This window comes from Mesorhizobium sp. M4B.F.Ca.ET.017.02.2.1 (genome assembly GCF_003998955.1).
Classification (GTDB): Bacteria; Pseudomonadota; Alphaproteobacteria; order Rhizobiales; family Rhizobiaceae; genus Mesorhizobium; species Mesorhizobium abyssinicae.
This window is the reverse complement of record NZ_RZOF01000110.1, coordinates 1-16,796: the sequence shown is the minus strand read 5'-3', so window position 1 is coordinate 16,796 and position 16,796 is coordinate 1. Positions and strand designations below refer to the sequence as shown.

Here is a 16,796-nt window from a genome sequence, read left to right as displayed (position 1 = left end):
CCTTGCCGCCGAGATGGCCGCACTTCTTCTCCGACGCCAGCTGGTCCTCGTAGTGGACGCCGGCGGCGCCCGCCTCGATGAATGCCTTCATGATTTCGAAGGCATTGAGCGGCCCGCCGAAGCCAGCCTCGGCGTCGGCGACGATCGGCGCGAACCAGGTCTCGACCGAAAGTCCCTTGCCTTCGGAGGTCTCGATCTGGTCGGCGCGCTGCAGCGTGCGGTTGATGCGCTTGACCAGTTCCGGCGCCGCGTTGGCCGGGTAGAGCGACTGGTCGGGATACATGGCGGACGCGGTGTTGGCGTCGGCCGCGACCTGCCAGCCCGACAGGTAGATCGCCTTCAGCCCGGCTCTGACCTGCTGCATGGCCTGGTTGCCGGACATCGCGCCGAGCGCGTTGACGAAGTCCTCCTCGTGGATGAGCTTCCACAGCCGGTTGGCTCCCATCTCGGCCAGGCTCTGGCGGATCTGGACCGAGCCGCGCAACCGCTTCACATCCTCCGGCGAATAGGGCCGCTCGATGCCGTCGAAGCGGCCTTCGGACGCGGATGGGACAAGGTTGTAAAAATCGGTCATTGCATACTCCAGTTCATTCGATGCCGGTTTTTGGAAACGTCGCCCATGGGAGCTGTGCGCCGTCGATGTGTGACATCATTTACATCGCACTGCGAAAAGCGCGAGGAAAACCGCAACATCGGCCGGAAAATAAGGGAAAATCAGTGTTGCGTTTGACTGGTGAGCCTTGTAAATTTGTCACGATTGTAAAAGGGCCGAGAAGGCACTTGCGGCCAAATCGTGTAAATTCCTGTCAAGGATAGATGGGGTGGCTGACCAGAAGATTTTTGCCGGGCCGCGCATCCGCCGCATCCGCAACGCCAAGGGCCTGACCCAGACGGCGATGGCCGAAGGGCTCGGTATCTCGCCGTCCTATCTCAACCTCATCGAGCGCAACCAGCGGCCGCTGACGGTGCAGCTGATCCTCAAGCTGGCATCGGTCTACAAGATCGATCCGCATGAATTGCAGGGCGAGGCGAAGGGTTCGATATCGGCGCTCAGGGAAGTGTTCGGCGATCCGCTGCTGTCGGGCGAACTGCCGGGCGACCAGGAGCTGATCGAGCTCGCCGAGGCCGCTCCCAATGCTTCCGCCGCGATGGTGAAGCTGTTTCGCGCCTATCGCGAACAGGCGGAGCGGCTTTCCGACCTCAACGAGCTTCTGGCGCGCGAAGGCCGCGCCACCGCCCTGTCCGGCGCCCGCCTGCCGGTCGACGAGGTGCACGAAATCTTCGAGCGCCGGCCGAACCATTTCACCGCCCTGGAGGAGGAGGCCGAGGCCTTCACGGCGCTGCTCGATCCTGGCGACGACCTGTTCGGCGCGCTGAAGACCTGGCTGAAGCGCGAATATGGCATCGTCGTCAAGGTGCTGCCGGTCGCCACCATGCCGAACTGGCGCCGCCGCTACGACCGCCATTCGCAGCGCCTGTTCCTGTCGGAACGGCTGTCGCCTTTCGACCAGTTGCGCGAGGTGGCGATGGAAGCCTCGCTGATCCGCATGACGGTCGCGGTCGCCGGCGAGATCCAGGCACTGAAGCTGGCGACTGACGAGGCCCGCCGGCTGGCGCGCTTCGAGCTTGGCCGTTACGCCGCCCACGCGCTGATGATGCCCTATCAGGCGTTTCACGCGGCCGCGCTGCGCTCCCGCTACGACATCGACGTGCTGCGTTCGCGCTTCGGCGTGTCCTTCGAGCAGGCGGCCAACCGCCTGACCATGCTGCAGCGGCCGGGATCGGCGGGCGTGCCGTTCTTCATGCTGGAGGTCGACAATGCCGGCAACCGCTTCCGCAAGGCCGGCAGCCAGGGCTTTCCGCAGAGCCGCTTCGGCGGCGGCTGCCCGAAGCTCGCCGTCCATGCCGCCTTCACCCAGCCCGGGCAGATCCTGGTGGAAGCGGTGGAAATGCCGGACGGCGCCGAATTCCTCTGCATTGCCCGCACGCTGGAAGGTCCACAGGGCGCCTTCTCGGAGCGGCCGCGCCGCACGGCGCTGCTCATCGGCTGCGATATCGGCTTTCGTGACGAGATCGTCTATGGCGGAGCCCTTCCGGGGACGGCGGGCGGCAAGTCGGGGCAGGGCGTCGCCGTTGCCACGCCGGTGGGACCCGCCTGCCGGCTCTGCGAACGCATAGGTTGCCTGGCGCGCGCCGAGCCGCCGGTGACGCGGCCGCTCGGCCTCGACGAGATGGTGACCGGCCTGAGCGCTTTCGATTTCCAGTGACGTCGACTGTGCCGGTCGGCCCGGAGACTCGTCCTCCGTTGCAACAGCAAGCCCTTGCGGTTTCCCCCCCCGCAATATTGCCGTCGGCAATATTGATTAAGCATTGGCGTCGCGATATCAAAAAAGAATTGCGCAAGGCTGGGGGGTCGGCGAATGAACAGGACAGTTTTTTGGCTTGGGCTGACGCTTGCCCTTTCAGCCTCATCCGCATTTGCGGAGAAATCCTCGGAATTCTTCAAATCGTACCAACAATACAACGATGCCGGAAAGGCATTCCTCGACAAGATCGAGCCCAGGACCGGGCCGATAGATCTCGCCGAAGGCGTGCACCTCGATCTCAAGGGCAAGTTCTACTTCCTGGACAAGAAGGATTCCGCCTCTGTCCTGACCGAGGCCTGGGGCAATCCGCCAGATGTCGGCACCGGCTCCGTCGGCATGATTTTCCCGGCAAACCACGACCCCATCTCCGAGAACAATTGGGGCATAGAACTGCGCTGGGAAAAGATCGGCTATGTCGATGACAGCGACGCGGCGTCCATCGACTATGCTGAATTGCTGCGCGGCATGCAGGAAGACACTCGGTCGAGCAACGATCAAAGGGTGAAGGATGGATTTCAGCCCGTCACCTTGATCGGCTGGGCCTCGCCGCCGGTCTACGATGCCGTCAACAAGCGCCTGCACTGGGCCAAGGAGCTGCAGTTCGGAACCGATGCCGTCCACACGCTGAACTACGATGTGCGCTTTCTCGGCCGGGAGGGCGTGTTCGTGATGAGCTACATCGCCACGGTCGATCAACTGCCGGAGATCAGGCAAAGCCTGGACGAGGTGCTCGGCATCGCCGCCTTCAGCCCCGGCAAGAAGTATGTCGATTTCAAGCCAGGCTTCGACACCGTCGCCGCCGTCGGCATCGGTGGCCTCATTGCCGGCAAGCTGGCGGCCAAGGCCGGCCTGCTGGCGGTGGCGCTGATCGCGCTGAAGAAGTTCGGCGTGATCCTGCTGGTTCCGCTGGCGGGCCTTTGGCGGCTCATTCGGCGCAACCGAGACGCCTCCTCCTAAAGTGCGATGACCGGTCTCTGCCGACCGAATGGCCGAGTTGCTGGTCGTCAGTGCGCCAAACGGAATGCGAGGCTGGATCACGCCTCGCGGCCGTCGGTGCGTTACGCCAATGCGGCGCGTTCCTGCCGCCCATCGCGCATCGTGCCGCCCTGAAATCGCCGACAGCCGCAACCATGACCGACGCCGCATCGCCAGCTTCGCCAGCCGTCCCGCCGCGCCCGGCCATCTCGCCCGGCGAGGAGCGCGTCGGCATGCTGCTGGTGTTCCTGTCGGCGCTGATGTGGAGCTTTGGCGGCACCATCGCCCGTTTCATCGACGTCACCGACAACTGGACGATCGTGTTCTGGCGTTCGCTCTGGGCGGTGGCGTTTCTGCTCTGCTTCATGGCCTGGCGCGACGGCTGGCGGGGCACGCTGAGATTGTTTCGCGACATGGGCCTGCCGGGCCTTGCCGTCGCGGTCTGCTTCGCCACCGCGTCGACCTCGTTCATCGTGGCGCTTTCCTACACCACGGTCGCCAACATCCTCTTGATGCAGGCCGGCGTGCCGCTGCTGGCGGCACTGCTTGCCTGGGTGGTGTTTCGCGAGCGGGTGGCGACGGCGACCTGGGTGGCGATCGCCGCCGTCATCACCGGCGTCGCCATCATGGTCTCGGAATCGCTCGATGGCGCGGTGTCTCCCATCGGCGATGGCCTGGCGCTGCTGATCGCCTGCATGTTCTCGATCGCCACCGTGATCACCCGGCGCTTCGCCCATGTGCGCATGACGCCGGCCAACTGCCTCGCCGCGCTGCTCGCCTGCGCCTTTGCCGCATCCCAGGCGTCGCAGTTCGCCGTGTCCAGCCGCGACATGGCTTTCCTGTTTGCGTTCGGCGTCCTCAATCTTGGCGTCGGCCTTGCCTTCTTCGCCACCGGCGCCCGTCTCGTTCCGGCAGCGATGGCGGCACTGCTTGGCACGTTCGAGCCGATCCTCGGCCCGATCTGGGTCTGGCTCGTGCATTCCGAGGTGCCATCGGCGCGCACGATTGTCGGCGGCGCGGTCGTCGTCGCCGCGCTCCTCGTCCACATCGCTCTCGAGTTCAAGCGCCAGGCGCGGCCCGAGCGGCCGGGCGTCACCGGCGTGCCGTCTCCGAATTGATGAAGCGCAGGCGCCAAAGCGCGCGATGAGCCATTGACAACGTCGCTGCCGGGCGGGCAGGCTAAGGGCACGGCAACAACAAGACAGGCGTATCTTGCCAAGTCTCAATGCCGGTCCGATCGGGACCGGACCACATCGTCGTATCCCTGCCCGCGCCATGGCGAAAGCCTCTGACGACGTCGGCACACCCCCCAGGCCACGGCAACGGCCCAAAGCTTTTTCCGGCTCCGCATCGCACCGCCCCTATGCCGGCTGTTCGCGCTTGTCGCTCCCCGGAAAGCTCAATAATCTGAAGCAAAAGCCCAGCCGCGCGGACACCGCGACGGATTGGCGACGGAACACTCACCAAAGGAGAACAACATGATCCGCAAAGCGCTCTGGCTTTCGGCGACATCGGCATTTCTGGCGCTTTTGACGCCTGCCGGTCACGCCGAGGACCGCGTCGTCAACGTCTTCAACTGGTCCGATTATATCGACCCGACGATCATCGAAGACTTCACCAAGAAGACCGGCATCAAGGTCGTCTATGACACCTTCGATTCCAACGAAATCCTGGAAACCAAGCTGCTGGCTGGCGGCAGCGGCTATGACGTCGTCGTGCCGAGCGGCAATTTCCTTGCCCGCCAGATCCAGGCCGGCGTTTTCCAGAAGCTCGACAAATCGAAACTGCCGAACCTCTCCAACATGTGGGACACGGTTTCGGAAAGAACCGCCAAATACGACCCCGGCAACGAGTACTCCATCAACTACATGTGGGGCACGGTGGGCCTCGGCTACAACATCAAGAAGGTGCAGGCAGCGCTTGGCACCGACAAGGTCGACAGCTGGGACGTGTTCTTCAATCCGGACAATCTGGCCAAGCTGAAGGATTGCGGCGTCTATGTGCTGGATTCGCCGGCCGACATCATCCCGGCCGCGCTGAAATATCTCGGCCTCGACCCCAACAGCACCTCTCCCGACGAGATCGCCAAGGCCGAGGAAGCGTTGCTGAAGGTGCGGCCCTATATCCGCAAGTTCCATTCGTCGGAGTACATCAATGCGCTCGCCAATGGCGACATCTGCCTGGCTGTCGGCTGGTCGGGCGACGTCTTCCAGGCGCGCAACCGCGCCGTCGAGGCCAAGCAGGGCGTCGAGATCGGCTACTCGGTGCCGAAGGAAGGCGCCCAGATGTGGTTCGATCAGATGGCGATCCCCGCCGACGCGCCGCATGTCGCCGAAGCGCATGAGTTTCTCAACTACATGATGACCCCGGAGGTGATCGCGAAGTCGTCGAATGCGGTGCTCTATGCCAACGGCAACAAGGCCTCGCAGCAGTTCGTCGACAAGGCGCTTCTGGACGACCCGGCGGTCTATCCTGACGCGGCGACCCAGGAGAAGCTCTACACCGTCCAGCCCTACGATCCGAAGACCCAGCGCGTCATCACGCGCACCTGGACCAAGATCGTGACCGGCCAGTAGGCAAATCGGCGCGACCCCGGCGGCAGGGCGCCGGGGTCGTGCTCTTTGGGGGCAAGACAAAAGGACGGAGTGGGGAACATGAAATCGCTTGGCAGCATCCGCAGGGACTTCGCGCCATGGAACGACCCGAACGCCAAGCCATACATCCAGTTCGACAATGTCACCAAGAAGTTCGGTGACTTCACCGCCGTCAACAACCTGTCGCTCACCATCTTCGAGCGCGAGTTCTTCGCGCTGCTCGGCGCCTCCGGCTGCGGAAAGTCGACGCTCTTGAGGATGCTTGCCGGTTTCGAGGAGCCGACCGCCGGGCGCATCCTGCTCGATGGCCAGGACCTGCGCGGCATCCCGCCCTATCGGCGGCCGGTCAACATGATGTTCCAGTCCTATGCGCTGTTCCCGCACATGACGGTCGAGAACAACATCGCCTTCGGCCTCAAGCAGGAAGGTATGCCCAAGTCCGACATCGAAAAGCGCGTCGCCGAGATGCTGAAGCTGGTCAAGCTCGAGCAGTTCGCCAAGCGCAAGCCGCACCAATTGTCGGGTGGCCAGCGCCAGCGTGTCGCGCTCGCCCGCTCGGTCGCCAAGCGCCCCAAGGTTCTGCTGCTGGACGAGCCGCTTGGCGCGCTGGACAAGAAGCTGCGCGAGGAAACGCAATTCGAACTGATGGACCTGCAGCAGGAGCTCGGCCTCACCTTCGTCGTCGTCACCCACGACCAGGAAGAGGCGATGACCATGGCCGACCGCATCGCCATCATGGACAAGGGCGAGGTGATGCAGGTCGCGACGCCGGCGGAAGTCTATGAGGCCCCCACCTCCCGCTTCGTGGCGCATTTCGTCGGCAACGTGAACATGTTCGAAGGCAAGGTCGCCGAGCGGGCGGCGAACACGACGCGCATCACCGGGGCGACCGGAGCCCAGATCGTCGTCGAGAATGGCGGCAATACCGCCGCCGGCGCCGACATCGTCTTCGCCATCAGGCCGGAGAAGATCAAGGTTTCGTCGAAGAAGCCGGCCGATGCGGTCAACGCGCTTGAAGGCGAGGTCTATGACGTCGCCTATCTCGGCGACATGACCGTCTATCACATCCGGCTCGACGACGGACAGATGGTGCGCGCGAGCGCCATGAACGCCTCGCGCGTCAGCGAGGATCCGCTGACCTGGAACGATCGCGCCTGGGTCACCTTCCGGCCCGACGCCGGCGTCGTGCTGGCACGATAGAGGCGATCATGTCGAGCGCCGCCACCGCCGTAACAACCTCGCCGGCAGCCGATGCCGCCAAATCCCCGCTGGCCAGACTGGGTTCGGCCTTCGTCAACCGCCTGGTCATCATCGTCCCCTATCTCTGGCTGCTGTTTTTCTTCCTCATCCCGTTCGTCATCGTCTTCAAGATCTCGCTATCGACGACGGCGATTGCGATGCCGCCCTACACGCCGGTGCTCGATTTCAGCGGCGGCATTTCCGGCTTCTTCGGCCAGCTGAAGCAGCTCGGCGTCGACAACTACACCTGGCTGACCGAGGACGCGCTCTACTTCAACGCCTATGTGACCAGCCTGATCATCGCCGCGATCTCGACGGTGCTGACGCTGATCGTCGGCTATCCGATCGCCTACGGCATGGCGCGCGCGCCGGCAACGATCCGGCCGACCTTGCTGATGCTGGTGATCCTGCCGTTCTGGACCTCGTTCCTGATCCGCGTCTACGCCTGGATCGGCATCCTCAAGCCGGAGGGCTTGCTCAATCAGCTACTGCTCGCCACCGGCGTCATTAGCCAGCCGTTGATCATCCTCAACACCTACACGGCGATCTTCATCGGCATCGTCTATTCCTACCTGCCGTTCATGGTGCTGCCGCTCTATTCGTCGCTGGAGAAGATGGACTATTCGCTGATCGAGGCCGCCAAGGACCTCGGCTGCCCGCCGACCAGCGCCTTCTGGAAAATCACCTTCCCGCTGTCGCTGCCGGGCGTCATCGCCGGTTGCCTGCTGGTCTTCATCCCGGCGGTCGGCGAGTTCGTCATTCCCGACCTGCTTGGCGGTTCGCAGACTCTGATGATCGGCAAGACCTTGTGGAACGAGTTCTTTGCCAATCGCGACTGGCCGGTTTCGTCGGCCGTCGCCGTCATCCTGCTGCTGCTGCTGATCGTGCCGATCATGCTGTTCCAGCAGGCCCAGGCGCGCGCGCAGGAGCAGGGCAGATGAACGCCACCTGGAGCCGCTTCAACATCACCTCGGTCGTGCTCGGCTTTGCCTTCCTCTATCTGCCGATCGTGCTGCTCATCGTCTTTTCCTTCAACGAATCGAAGCTGGTCACCGTCTGGGGCGGCTTCTCGACCAAATGGTACGTATCGCTGTTCCACAATCAGGGCCTGATGGACGCCACATGGGTAACGGCGCGCGTCGGCGTCATCTCGGCCACCGTGGCCACCGTGCTTGGCACGCTGGCGGCCATCACCTTGACGCGCTACACGCGCTTCAGGGGGCGCATCCTGTTTTCCGGCATGGTCTTTGCGCCGCTGGTCATGCCGGAAGTTATCACCGGCCTGTCGCTGCTCCTGCTCTTCGTCGCCGTCGGCCTCGACCGCGGCTTCCTCACCGTGACGCTCGCCCACATCACCTTCACCATGTGCTTCGTGGCGGTTGTCGTGCAGTCGCGCCTGGTTTCCTTCGACCGGTCGCTTGAAGAGGCGGCGATGGATCTCGGCGCGCCGCCGGTGAAGACATTCTTCCACATCACACTGCCGGTCATCCTGCCGGCGATCATCTCCGGCTGGATGCTGGCCTTCACGCTGTCGCTCGACGATCTGGTCATTGCCTCCTTCACCTCAGGGCCGGGCGCCACCACGCTGCCGATGAAGATTTACAGCCAGGTCCGTCTCGGCGTGACGCCCGAAATCAACGCCGCCTGCACCATACTGATCGCGGTCGTCGCCGTCGGCGTCATCATCGCCTCGGTTGCCAACAAGCGGCGCGAGGTCCAGCGCCAGCGCGACGAGCAAGCTGCGCAGCGCGGGTAGGGGCATCAGGGGTCAGGCGCGAACTTACTCGCCGGAAACGCCGCGGCTGATCGGCGAGATGAATGGCGTGCTCCAGGTGCCGCCGACGAAGAACAGCGACTGGTTGGGAGCCTGGGGAGGCTGACTAGTCGGCTGGCCGCTAGGCTGCTGCTGCGCCGGCTGTCCGCTCGGGGTGACACCGCCCGACAGCGCCAGCCCGCGTCCGGCATAGGAGGCGATGCCGGACAGCCAGATCTTGGATTTCGCCGAATTGGCTTCGGCCTTGTCGAGCCGCGCCACGCCCTTGGAGATGCTGGCCTTGATCTCGGCGCCATCGATCGGCAGCGTGCCGTCGGCAACGTCGTCAAGCGCGAAGAAACCGCCCTGCTCGGTATGTTTGAGGAAGGCCGGCAGGTTGAGCCTGGTGAGGGCGCCCGGTCCGACGGTCGCTGAGACCGATCCGTCGGCATTTTCGAAGATGGAATTCCAGGATCTGCCCGGCCCCTTCAGGATGACCGAAACGGTTGCCGTCCCGACAGGCACCAATCGTGTCATTCCCGCCGCGGTGGCGAACGCGCCGCCATCGACGTCGGAAGCCAGAAGCCGGATCTCCACTTGCGTGCCCTCGGGCTTGCGGTCGAAGCGCAGGCTGCTCTGGATGTTGCCGCCGAAGGCGGAGGCGTCGGAAATGTCGAAGACGGCGAGCCCGTTCTTGACCTGCGCCGTGGCGGCAACGTCGGCAAGCTGGACCGGTCCGGCGGTGGCGTGCGCCGCCGACAGGCGGAGGTCGAGATTGATCTTGTCGGCGAAACTGGTGTCGATCTCGCCGGGGCCGGCTTCACCGGTCGGCGTGATCGGGGTGAAGGCGGAGAGGAACGATCTGAGGTCGAGCGTGTCGAAGGCGAGCGTGCCGGAGATGACCGGGAGCGCTTCGCTGAAGGAGAAGTCCAGCGCCCCCATTCCCGGATTGTTGTCGAGCGCCACCGTGGTGTTTTCGAACTTCACCCGGCCGGCCGCCGCCGTCACCTTGCTCGCCACCGAGACCGCGCCGATCGCCGCGCCGGGCGCGATGCCGGCCTGCGACCACTCCAGCACGCGCCGCAGCGAGGGCGCCGCGAACTTTGCCTGGCCGTCGAAATAGGCGTTGTCCGACATCGAAGCGATGCCGTCGAAGGAGAAGCTTGCTGGCGCAGCCTTGAAGGACAGTGTGATCGGCGCTGCGCCCCCGGCGAAAAACACCAGCGGCTTGGCCGATGCGAAGTCGACGGCGACGCTTTCGCCGCGCCAGATCCCCGTCGCCGTCAGTGTCGCATTGCTGTTCATCGCCGCCCAGTTCGCCTGGCCGGACAGGCTGCTGAGAATCTCCTGCTCCTTGCCGCCGATCGAGGCCACCACGCGGCCGTCGCGGAATTCGACGGTGCCGAACGGGTCGGAGGGCAATTTACCTAGATCGGGTTTCTGCGGGTTGGCGGTAACGAGGCCTCGCGCTGTGTCGATCGAGCGCGTGATGCGGCCGCCGGTCGGGATGGCGGGCAGGAAGAGGCCCTTGGCGGTGCGCTGGACCCTGATCGTCGGCCGCACCAGCCTGGCCGTCGAGAACACAACGTCACCTTGCAAGGCCGCCATGGCCGAAAGATCGACCTCGACCCGTTCGGCCTCGATCACCGGCGGCGCGTCGGTCTCGGTCCATTGCGAAAGCGTCACGTCGGTCAGGATGGCGCGGAAGGTCGGCCACACCTCGATGCGCGGCGAGCCGTCGATGGTGACCCTGAAACCGCTCCAGGCGCTCATCTCCCAGGCGATGCGGTCGCGCACGATGCGGGTCGAGGCTATCAGCGGCAGCGCGGCGACGACCAGCGCGATGACGAGCACGGCAACGCCGACCGCCCATACTCCGCGCCGGATCAAAGATGATGGCATATCGCCCTATATGCTTCCATTGCCGACAAATCGCCCGACGGGTGTAACCCAGCGCCGACGCATTTCAAGTCTTTATGGCCCGGCGATGGCATTTGCGCACACTCTGGAGGTGCTGGCCGAACAAAATCTTGCTCTGCTGCGCTGCGGTATGCATAAGCGTGCCACCGACCGTCGCCGAAATTATGCGCCGGTTTTGGGACAACGACGGTCGCGACATTGGGCTTAACTGCCGCAAACGCGACGCGTTCTTGGGAGGAACGACCATGGCCGCCGACACCCCCTTGTGGACGCCGACGCAAGACCGGATCGACGCGGCACCCATGACCGCCTTCATGAAGGCCGCGGCGGCGAAAACGGGCACCGCATTTTCCTCCTATGCCGAGCTTCACCGCTGGTCGATCGACGATCGCGAGGCGTTCTGGGACCTTGTCTGGGATTTCTGCGGCATCGTCGGCGACAAGGGAGAACGCGTGCTGGTCGACGGCGACAGGATGCCGGGCGCCGCGTTCTTTCCCGACGCCAGGCTGAACTTCGCCGAGAACCTGCTGAAGAAAACCGGCTCCGGCGATGCGATCGTCTTTCGCGGCGAGGACAAGGTGGAGCGGCGGCTGTCCTGGAACGAACTCAATGCGCTGACGTCGCGCCTGCAGCAGCTCTTCCTGTCGCTGAAGGTGAAGAAGGGCGACCGCATCGCCGCGATGATGCCCAACATGCCGGAGACCGTCGCCGCCATGCTCGCCGCCGCCTCGATCGGCGCCGTGTGGTCGTCCTGCTCCCCGGATTTCGGCGAGCAGGGCGTTCTCGACCGTTTCGGCCAGATCGAGCCGGTGGTCTTCATCGCGCCCGACGGCTACTGGTACAATGGCAAGGCGATCGAGGTCGCCGACAAGGTCAAGGCGGTGGCGGCCAAGCTTGCGACCGTGCGCAAGGTGCTGATCGTCGATTATCTCGGCACCTCGACCGACGTCGCCGCGACCATCGACAAGGCCGATGCCCTGGAGGCGGCCTTGTCTTCCTTCGCCGTCAAGCCCGTGGCGTTCGAAGGACTGCCGTTCTCGCACCCGCTCTACATCCTGTTTTCCTCCGGAACCACCGGCATTCCGAAATGCATCGTCCATTCGGCCGGCGGCACGCTGATCCAGCATGTCAAGGAAGAGCGGCTTCATGCGGGTCTGCTCGACGGCGACCGCTTCTTCTACTTCACCACCTGCGGCTGGATGATGTGGAACTGGCTGGTCTCCGGCCTCGCCTCGGGCGCGACCTTGCTGCTCTACGACGGTTCGCCCTTCTACCCGGATGGCAATGCGCTGTTCGATTTCGCCGACGCCGAGAAGATGACCTATTTCGGCACCTCGGCGAAATTCATCGATTCGGTGCGCAAGGCCGGTCTCGAGCCGATCAAAACGCATGATCTTTCGACGGTGCGCACCATCTCGTCGACCGGCTCGCCGCTGTCGCCGGAGGATTTCCGCTTCGTCTATGACGGCATCAAGAAGGACGTGCATCTGGCCTCGATCTCCGGCGGCACCGACATCGTCTCCTGCTTCGTGCTCGGCGTGCCGATCGAGCCGGTATGGACCGGCGAGATCCAGGGAGCCGGCCTCGGCCTTGCCGTCGATGTCTGGAACGACGACGGCAGGCCGGTCAGGCAGGAAAAGGGCGAACTGGTCTGCGCCAAAGCCTTTCCGGCAATGCCGATCGGCTTCTGGAACGACCCCGAGGACAAGAAGTACCGGGCCGCCTATTTCGAGCGCTTCGACAATGTCTGGTGCCATGGCGATTTCGCCGAATGGACGGCGCATGGCGGCATGATCATCCATGGCCGCTCCGACGCGACGCTCAATCCGGGCGGAGTCAGGATCGGCACGGCCGAGATCTACAATCAGGTCGAGCAGATGCCGGAGATCCTCGAGGCGCTGTGCATCGGCCAGGATTTCGACAATGACGTGCGCGTCGTGCTGTTCGTGCGGCTGGCCGCCGGCGTGAAGCTCGATGAGGATCTGGAAAAGCGCATCCGCGCCAAGATCCGCACTGGCGCAAGCCCGCGCCATGTGCCGGCCAGGATCGTCGCCGTCACCGACATTCCGCGCACCAAATCTGGCAAGATTACCGAGCTTGCGGTGCGCGACGTGGTGCATGGCCGCGCCATCAAGAACAAGGAGGCGCTTGCCAATCCGGAGGCGCTGGAACTGTTCCGCAATCTGCCGCAGCTTGCCGACTAACCATCTCCGCAATGGTAAACAAAATATGTCGGCCGAATTTACCTAGATTTCATGAGTGGTACACATTCGTAAATTTTCCGCCCGGCGGGTAAGGATTTGTTAAGGGCCGGCGCCGATAGTCGCATGTAACTTGAGGGAGAAATCCCGTTCCTCGTCCCCTGAGGTTCAGATTCGCTCAAGCCCCCGTTGTGACAGCAATCCCATCCTTAAGGCGTCCGGTGGACGCCTTTTCTTTTCCGGCAGCGCGTTATTCGGCCAGCACCCGGGTCGAGGGGAAGGCGACTTCCACCAGCGTGCCTTCGCCGGGTGTCGAGGTGATGCTGAACCGCGCGCGGTTCGCTTCCACCATCGCCTTGGTCAGCGGCAGCCCAAGGCCGGTGCCGTCGCCGCGTCCGCGCTTCAGCGCATTGATCTGCTTGAACGGTTTCAGCGCCTGCTCGATCTCGGCCTGGCTCATGCCGATGCCGGTGTCGCGCACCCGCATGACGACGTCGCCGGAGGTCTCGTAGGCGGTGGACACGATCACCTGGCCGCCGGCCTGCGTGTAGCGGATGGCGTTCGACAGGATGTTGAGGGCGATCTGGCGCACGCTCCTGAGGTCGGCCACCACTTCCGGCAGCCGCGACGCAAAGCTGGAGCGGATGATGACGCGCTCGCGGTTGGCCTGCGGCTGCATCATCGCCACCGTCTCGGCCAGCGTGTCGTTGAGCGACACCGCCTCGTAGTCCATCTCTTGCTGGCCGGCCTCGATCTTCGAGATGTCGAGCAGGTCGTTGACCAGGTCGAGCACATGATTGCCCGAGCGGTTGATGTCGCGCAGGTAGTCGCGATAGCGGTCATTGGCGACGGGGCCGAATTTCTCGTCCACCATCAGCTCCGAAAAGCCGATGATGGCATTCAGCGGCGTGCGGATCTCGTGGCTGATACGGGCCAGGAAATCCGTCTTTTGCGAGGAGGCGCGCTCGGCCACGGCGCGCGCCTGGGTCAAGTCCTCTTCGGCCCGCTTCCATTGCGTGATGTCGCGCACGACGGCGCAGAAGCCGCTGTCGCTGGGCAGCCGGCCGATGGTCATGAACAGCGGAATGAAGCGTCCCTGCGACTCCCGCCCGATCACCTCGCGGCCGTCATTCAGCACGCTCGCCACGCCGGGTTCGGAAAGCCCGCTGAGATAATCGCGCGCCGCGCGCTGGCTCTCGATGGCGAACAGCGAGGCGAAAGGCTTGCCGGCGACCTCGTCGCTGTCGAAGCCGAACAGCGCCTCCGCCGGGCGGCTGATCGAACGGATGTTGCCGTCGCGGCCGATCAGCACCACGCCGTCGGTGGCGGTGTCGATGATGGTGCGCATTTCGGCGATGCGGCTCTTCAGCTCCGAAACGTCCGGCTGCTGGGTGGGCTCGTCATTGGCGGCACTGAAATGCGCGGGTGCTGCGTCCTCTTCGCCGGAGCGGCGCACCACTAGCATCAGCGCCTTGCCGGCGCGCCACGGCACCGCGCGCAGGATGGCATCGATCGGGAATTCCTGCCCGTCGCGCGTCTTCAGCCTGAGGGCGCGATCGCTTTCGTCTGCGGTGCCGTCCTCGGACTGCGCATAGGGATCGGCAAACAGGGCGCCGAGCCCGCCGGCGTCGGTCAGCTCGTCGAGCGTGTCATAGCCGGTCAGATGCAGGAACTCGTCATTGGCATAGTGAAGCGCGTCGCCGGAGTGGATGATGAGCGGCACCGGCAGCTTGTCGAGGATGGACGTATCCGGCGCCCTGGTCTCCTCGCCGGTCGAGAAAGCCGACGGCACGAAGCCGTCGAGCTTGAGCGGCGGAGCAAGGAGGCGCGGCCGCTCGATCGCCGGCGTCTTCGCATCGGCATCGACGTGGGCGGTGGCATCCTCGTCGGATCGCGCCCATTCCTCGCTGTCTTGCGCGTCGCGGAAGTCGTCTGCTGTCATGCTGTCGTCGGCATCTTGCGGCGCCGAAGCCGGCGGAGCTTCGGCGGCCCTGGCCGCTTCAGGCTCGACAGCCGGGGCGCCACCGGCAAGCTGGTCGGTCTGGTCTTCGCGGCCGGCATAGTCGAGCAGCGAGCCCGAGACGGGGGGCGGCGTGACCTGACCGGCGGCAGGCTCTTCGGCGGCTTCGCCCGGCTCGCCGTCGAGGCGCGCCAGATCCTTCTCGTCCTCGGCGTCATCTTCCGGCGGTTCCGCCAATTCGGCCGGCGCTTCCGCGCTCACCGGCTCGTCATCCGCGGCGTTCGCCTGGTCCCGGGTTTCGTCGGCTGCATTGACTGGCGTTGTCGCATCGGCATCAACCGAAGCCTCATGCGCGACAGGCTGCTCAGCCTGCGCGGTCTCGACCGAGCTTGCGGCGGGCGGGTTCGCTTCCCGGGGGGCAGGCGGTGGCTCGGATGGGCCGGAACTGTCCTTCTTCAGCCGCTCGCCGATCTCGCGGAAAGCGCTGCGCTCCAGCGTCGACAGACCCTTGTCGTTGTCCGGTTGCCGGTGCTCGGCCAGCCGGATCACCTTGTCTGCAAAACGCCGCTCCGGCTTCGGCACGATGGTCAGCGCCGGCACCTCGCCCTTGAACGGGTCGGCTGGCTTCGGCGCCTCCGCAACGGGTTCCTTTACGGTCGGCTCGCTCGCCGCCGGCGCCCTGCCATTGGGAACAAGCGCCATGCCGATGGCTTCCGGATCGACGACCGCGTCGCCGGCGCGGGCAACGCCGAAGCCGCGAAAACCCTCGAAGGCGCGGCTGCGGCCGTAGACCGGCAGCGCCGCCAGATCGACCGGTATCTTGAGATCGGTGCCGGCGACCGGCCATAGCACCGAGCGGCCGGACCAGGTGTCGCGGCGTTCGAGCAGGCCGGCGATCTCGCCCGTGGCATCGAGGCCGAAGGTGGTGGCGACGTCCTTGAAGCGGCGTCCGATGACGTCGGCCGCCGGCTTGCCGACGATGTCGGCGAATTCGGGCGACAGCGCGCTGAATTTGCCGTCGGCGTCGGTGCGCCAGACGAAGCGCAGCGGCGGCGCGGAACGATCAATCGTCCGATCGGCGGCCGGCTCCGCCGCTGGCGCGGCAGCGGCGCCATCCTGTTTAGGCGTTTCGGCTGAAGCCTCGGCCTTGCCGGATGCGGGCTCCCGATGCCGTGCCTCGTCGCCGCCGGCATTGAAATACCAATGATCGTGCTGCGGCTGCGTTTCGCCGGCCTTTGGCCGGTCGCCGGCCACCGCTTTCGGGCGTTGTGCGGCCGGGTCGGCAGCCTTGTCGGGCGCGGCCGTCGCATCCGGCTTCGCGGGCGCAGGTTCCTGGCTTGCCTCAGGGGCGACGGAAGGCACTTCGACCGGCAATGCTTCGGCTGCCGGACCGTCGGTCTGCGGCTCACCCGGCAACTCGTCGTCGAGCTGCGCTTCGTCAATGACCACCAGGAGGTGGCGCGTGTCGGTCAGCCGTGCCAGGCCGGCAGGATAGGAGTTGACGCCGCCCGGAACCAGGCGCTTGACGATACGGTCGCTGTCATCGGCCACATCGGCGACAAGTGCTGCGAGCGTCTCGGGCAGGATGCCGAGCGCCGCAAAGCCGTCGGATGCGGCCTCCACCTTGCCGGCGGCGTCGATGAAAGCGATGAAATGGCCGTCCTCGGTGAAGCCGCCAATGGCGCGGCTGGCGATCTCTGCGGCGCCGCGCGAGCCGGTCTGCGCCGCGGGCAGCGCCAGCATGATCGCCTTCTCGCCATCCGGCATCGTCACCGCGCTGGCCAGGAA

At 64.9% G+C, this 16,796-nt stretch carries 11 protein-coding genes; 8 read left to right on the top strand and 3 right to left on the bottom strand.

Translation table 11 applies throughout. The features are described 5' to 3' along the window. The coding region (locus tag EN738_RS15540) for an isocitrate lyase/phosphoenolpyruvate mutase family protein (RefSeq protein ID WP_189605856.1) at positions 1–574 on the bottom strand (574 nt) is incomplete at its 3' end. Positions 575–821: 247 nt separating this feature from the next. On the opposite strand from EN738_RS15540, the gene EN738_RS15535 reads away from it, so the two are divergent. From EN738_RS15535 to EN738_RS15505, 7 genes are all read left to right on the top strand, one after another. After that, positions 822–2,267 (top strand): helix-turn-helix domain-containing protein, encoded by a 1,446-nt coding sequence (locus EN738_RS15535; protein ID WP_127284461.1) that lies wholly within the window; start codon positions 822–824, stop codon positions 2,265–2,267. 153 nt (positions 2,268–2,420) lie between these two features. Next, positions 2,421–3,323 carry a DUF2167 domain-containing protein gene (locus EN738_RS15530; protein WP_127284460.1) on the top strand — a complete coding sequence of 301 codons (903 nt, stop codon included), beginning with the start codon at positions 2,421–2,423 and terminating at the stop codon, positions 3,321–3,323. Positions 3,324–3,496: 173 nt separating this feature from the next. Continuing rightward, positions 3,497–4,459, top strand: a complete 963-nt coding sequence (locus EN738_RS15525) for a DMT family transporter (protein ID WP_127284459.1) — start codon at positions 3,497–3,499, stop codon at positions 4,457–4,459. Positions 4,460–4,819: 360 nt separating this feature from the next. Then, positions 4,820–5,917: a polyamine ABC transporter substrate-binding protein gene (locus EN738_RS15520; RefSeq protein WP_127284458.1), complete on the top strand. Its 1,098-nt coding sequence runs from the start codon at positions 4,820–4,822 to the stop codon at positions 5,915–5,917. Between the two features lie 78 nt (positions 5,918–5,995). After that, complete coding sequence (locus EN738_RS15515; RefSeq protein WP_127284457.1) at positions 5,996–7,135, top strand: ABC transporter ATP-binding protein; 1,140 nt, start codon at positions 5,996–5,998, stop codon at positions 7,133–7,135. Positions 7,136–7,143: 8 nt separating this feature from the next. After that, positions 7,144–8,115: an ABC transporter permease subunit gene (locus EN738_RS15510; RefSeq protein WP_127284456.1), complete on the top strand. Its 972-nt coding sequence runs from the start codon at positions 7,144–7,146 to the stop codon at positions 8,113–8,115. Then, a complete protein-coding gene (locus EN738_RS15505; RefSeq protein ID WP_127284455.1) occupies positions 8,112–8,930 on the top strand; it encodes an ABC transporter permease subunit in 819 nt (272 codons plus the stop codon). Before EN738_RS15510 ends, EN738_RS15505 begins: the two co-directional genes overlap by 4 nt. A 24-nt stretch (positions 8,931–8,954) precedes the next feature. On the opposite strand, the gene EN738_RS15500 is transcribed toward EN738_RS15505, so the two are convergent. Beyond that, positions 8,955–10,829, bottom strand: coding sequence for an AsmA family protein (locus EN738_RS15500; RefSeq protein WP_127284454.1), 1,875 nt, complete (start codon positions 10,827–10,829; stop codon positions 8,955–8,957). Between the two features lie 263 nt (positions 10,830–11,092). Between EN738_RS15500 and EN738_RS15495 the strand changes: the two genes are divergently transcribed. Beyond that, on the top strand, positions 11,093–13,051 hold the full coding sequence (locus EN738_RS15495) for an acetoacetate--CoA ligase (protein ID WP_127284453.1): 1,959 nt from the start codon (positions 11,093–11,095) through the stop codon (positions 13,049–13,051). Positions 13,052–13,298: 247 nt separating this feature from the next. Here the strand turns inward: EN738_RS15495 and EN738_RS15490 are convergent. Then, positions 13,299–16,796 (bottom strand): PAS domain S-box protein (locus EN738_RS15490; RefSeq protein WP_127284452.1); only part of this gene is annotated, 3,498 nt, incomplete at its 5' end.

Bases quoted from the DNA above. Each gene is read 5' to 3' on its own strand.
- EN738_RS15530 (WP_127284460.1), top strand. From the start codon at position 2,421: ATGAACAGGACAGTTTTTTGGCTTGGGCTGACGCTTGCCCTTTCAGCC.
- EN738_RS15515 (WP_127284457.1), top strand. From the start codon at position 5,996: ATGAAATCGCTTGGCAGCATCCGCAGGGACTTCGCGCCATGGAACGAC.
- EN738_RS15500 (WP_127284454.1), bottom strand. From the start codon at position 10,829: ATGCCATCATCTTTGATCCGGCGCGGAGTATGGGCGGTCGGCGTTGCC.
- EN738_RS15525 (WP_127284459.1), top strand. From the start codon at position 3,497: ATGACCGACGCCGCATCGCCAGCTTCGCCAGCCGTCCCGCCGCGCCCG.
- EN738_RS15520 (WP_127284458.1), top strand. From the start codon at position 4,820: ATGATCCGCAAAGCGCTCTGGCTTTCGGCGACATCGGCATTTCTGGCG.
- EN738_RS15510 (WP_127284456.1), top strand. From the start codon at position 7,144: ATGTCGAGCGCCGCCACCGCCGTAACAACCTCGCCGGCAGCCGATGCC.
- EN738_RS15505 (WP_127284455.1), top strand. From the start codon at position 8,112: ATGAACGCCACCTGGAGCCGCTTCAACATCACCTCGGTCGTGCTCGGC.
- EN738_RS15495 (WP_127284453.1), top strand. From the start codon at position 11,093: ATGGCCGCCGACACCCCCTTGTGGACGCCGACGCAAGACCGGATCGAC.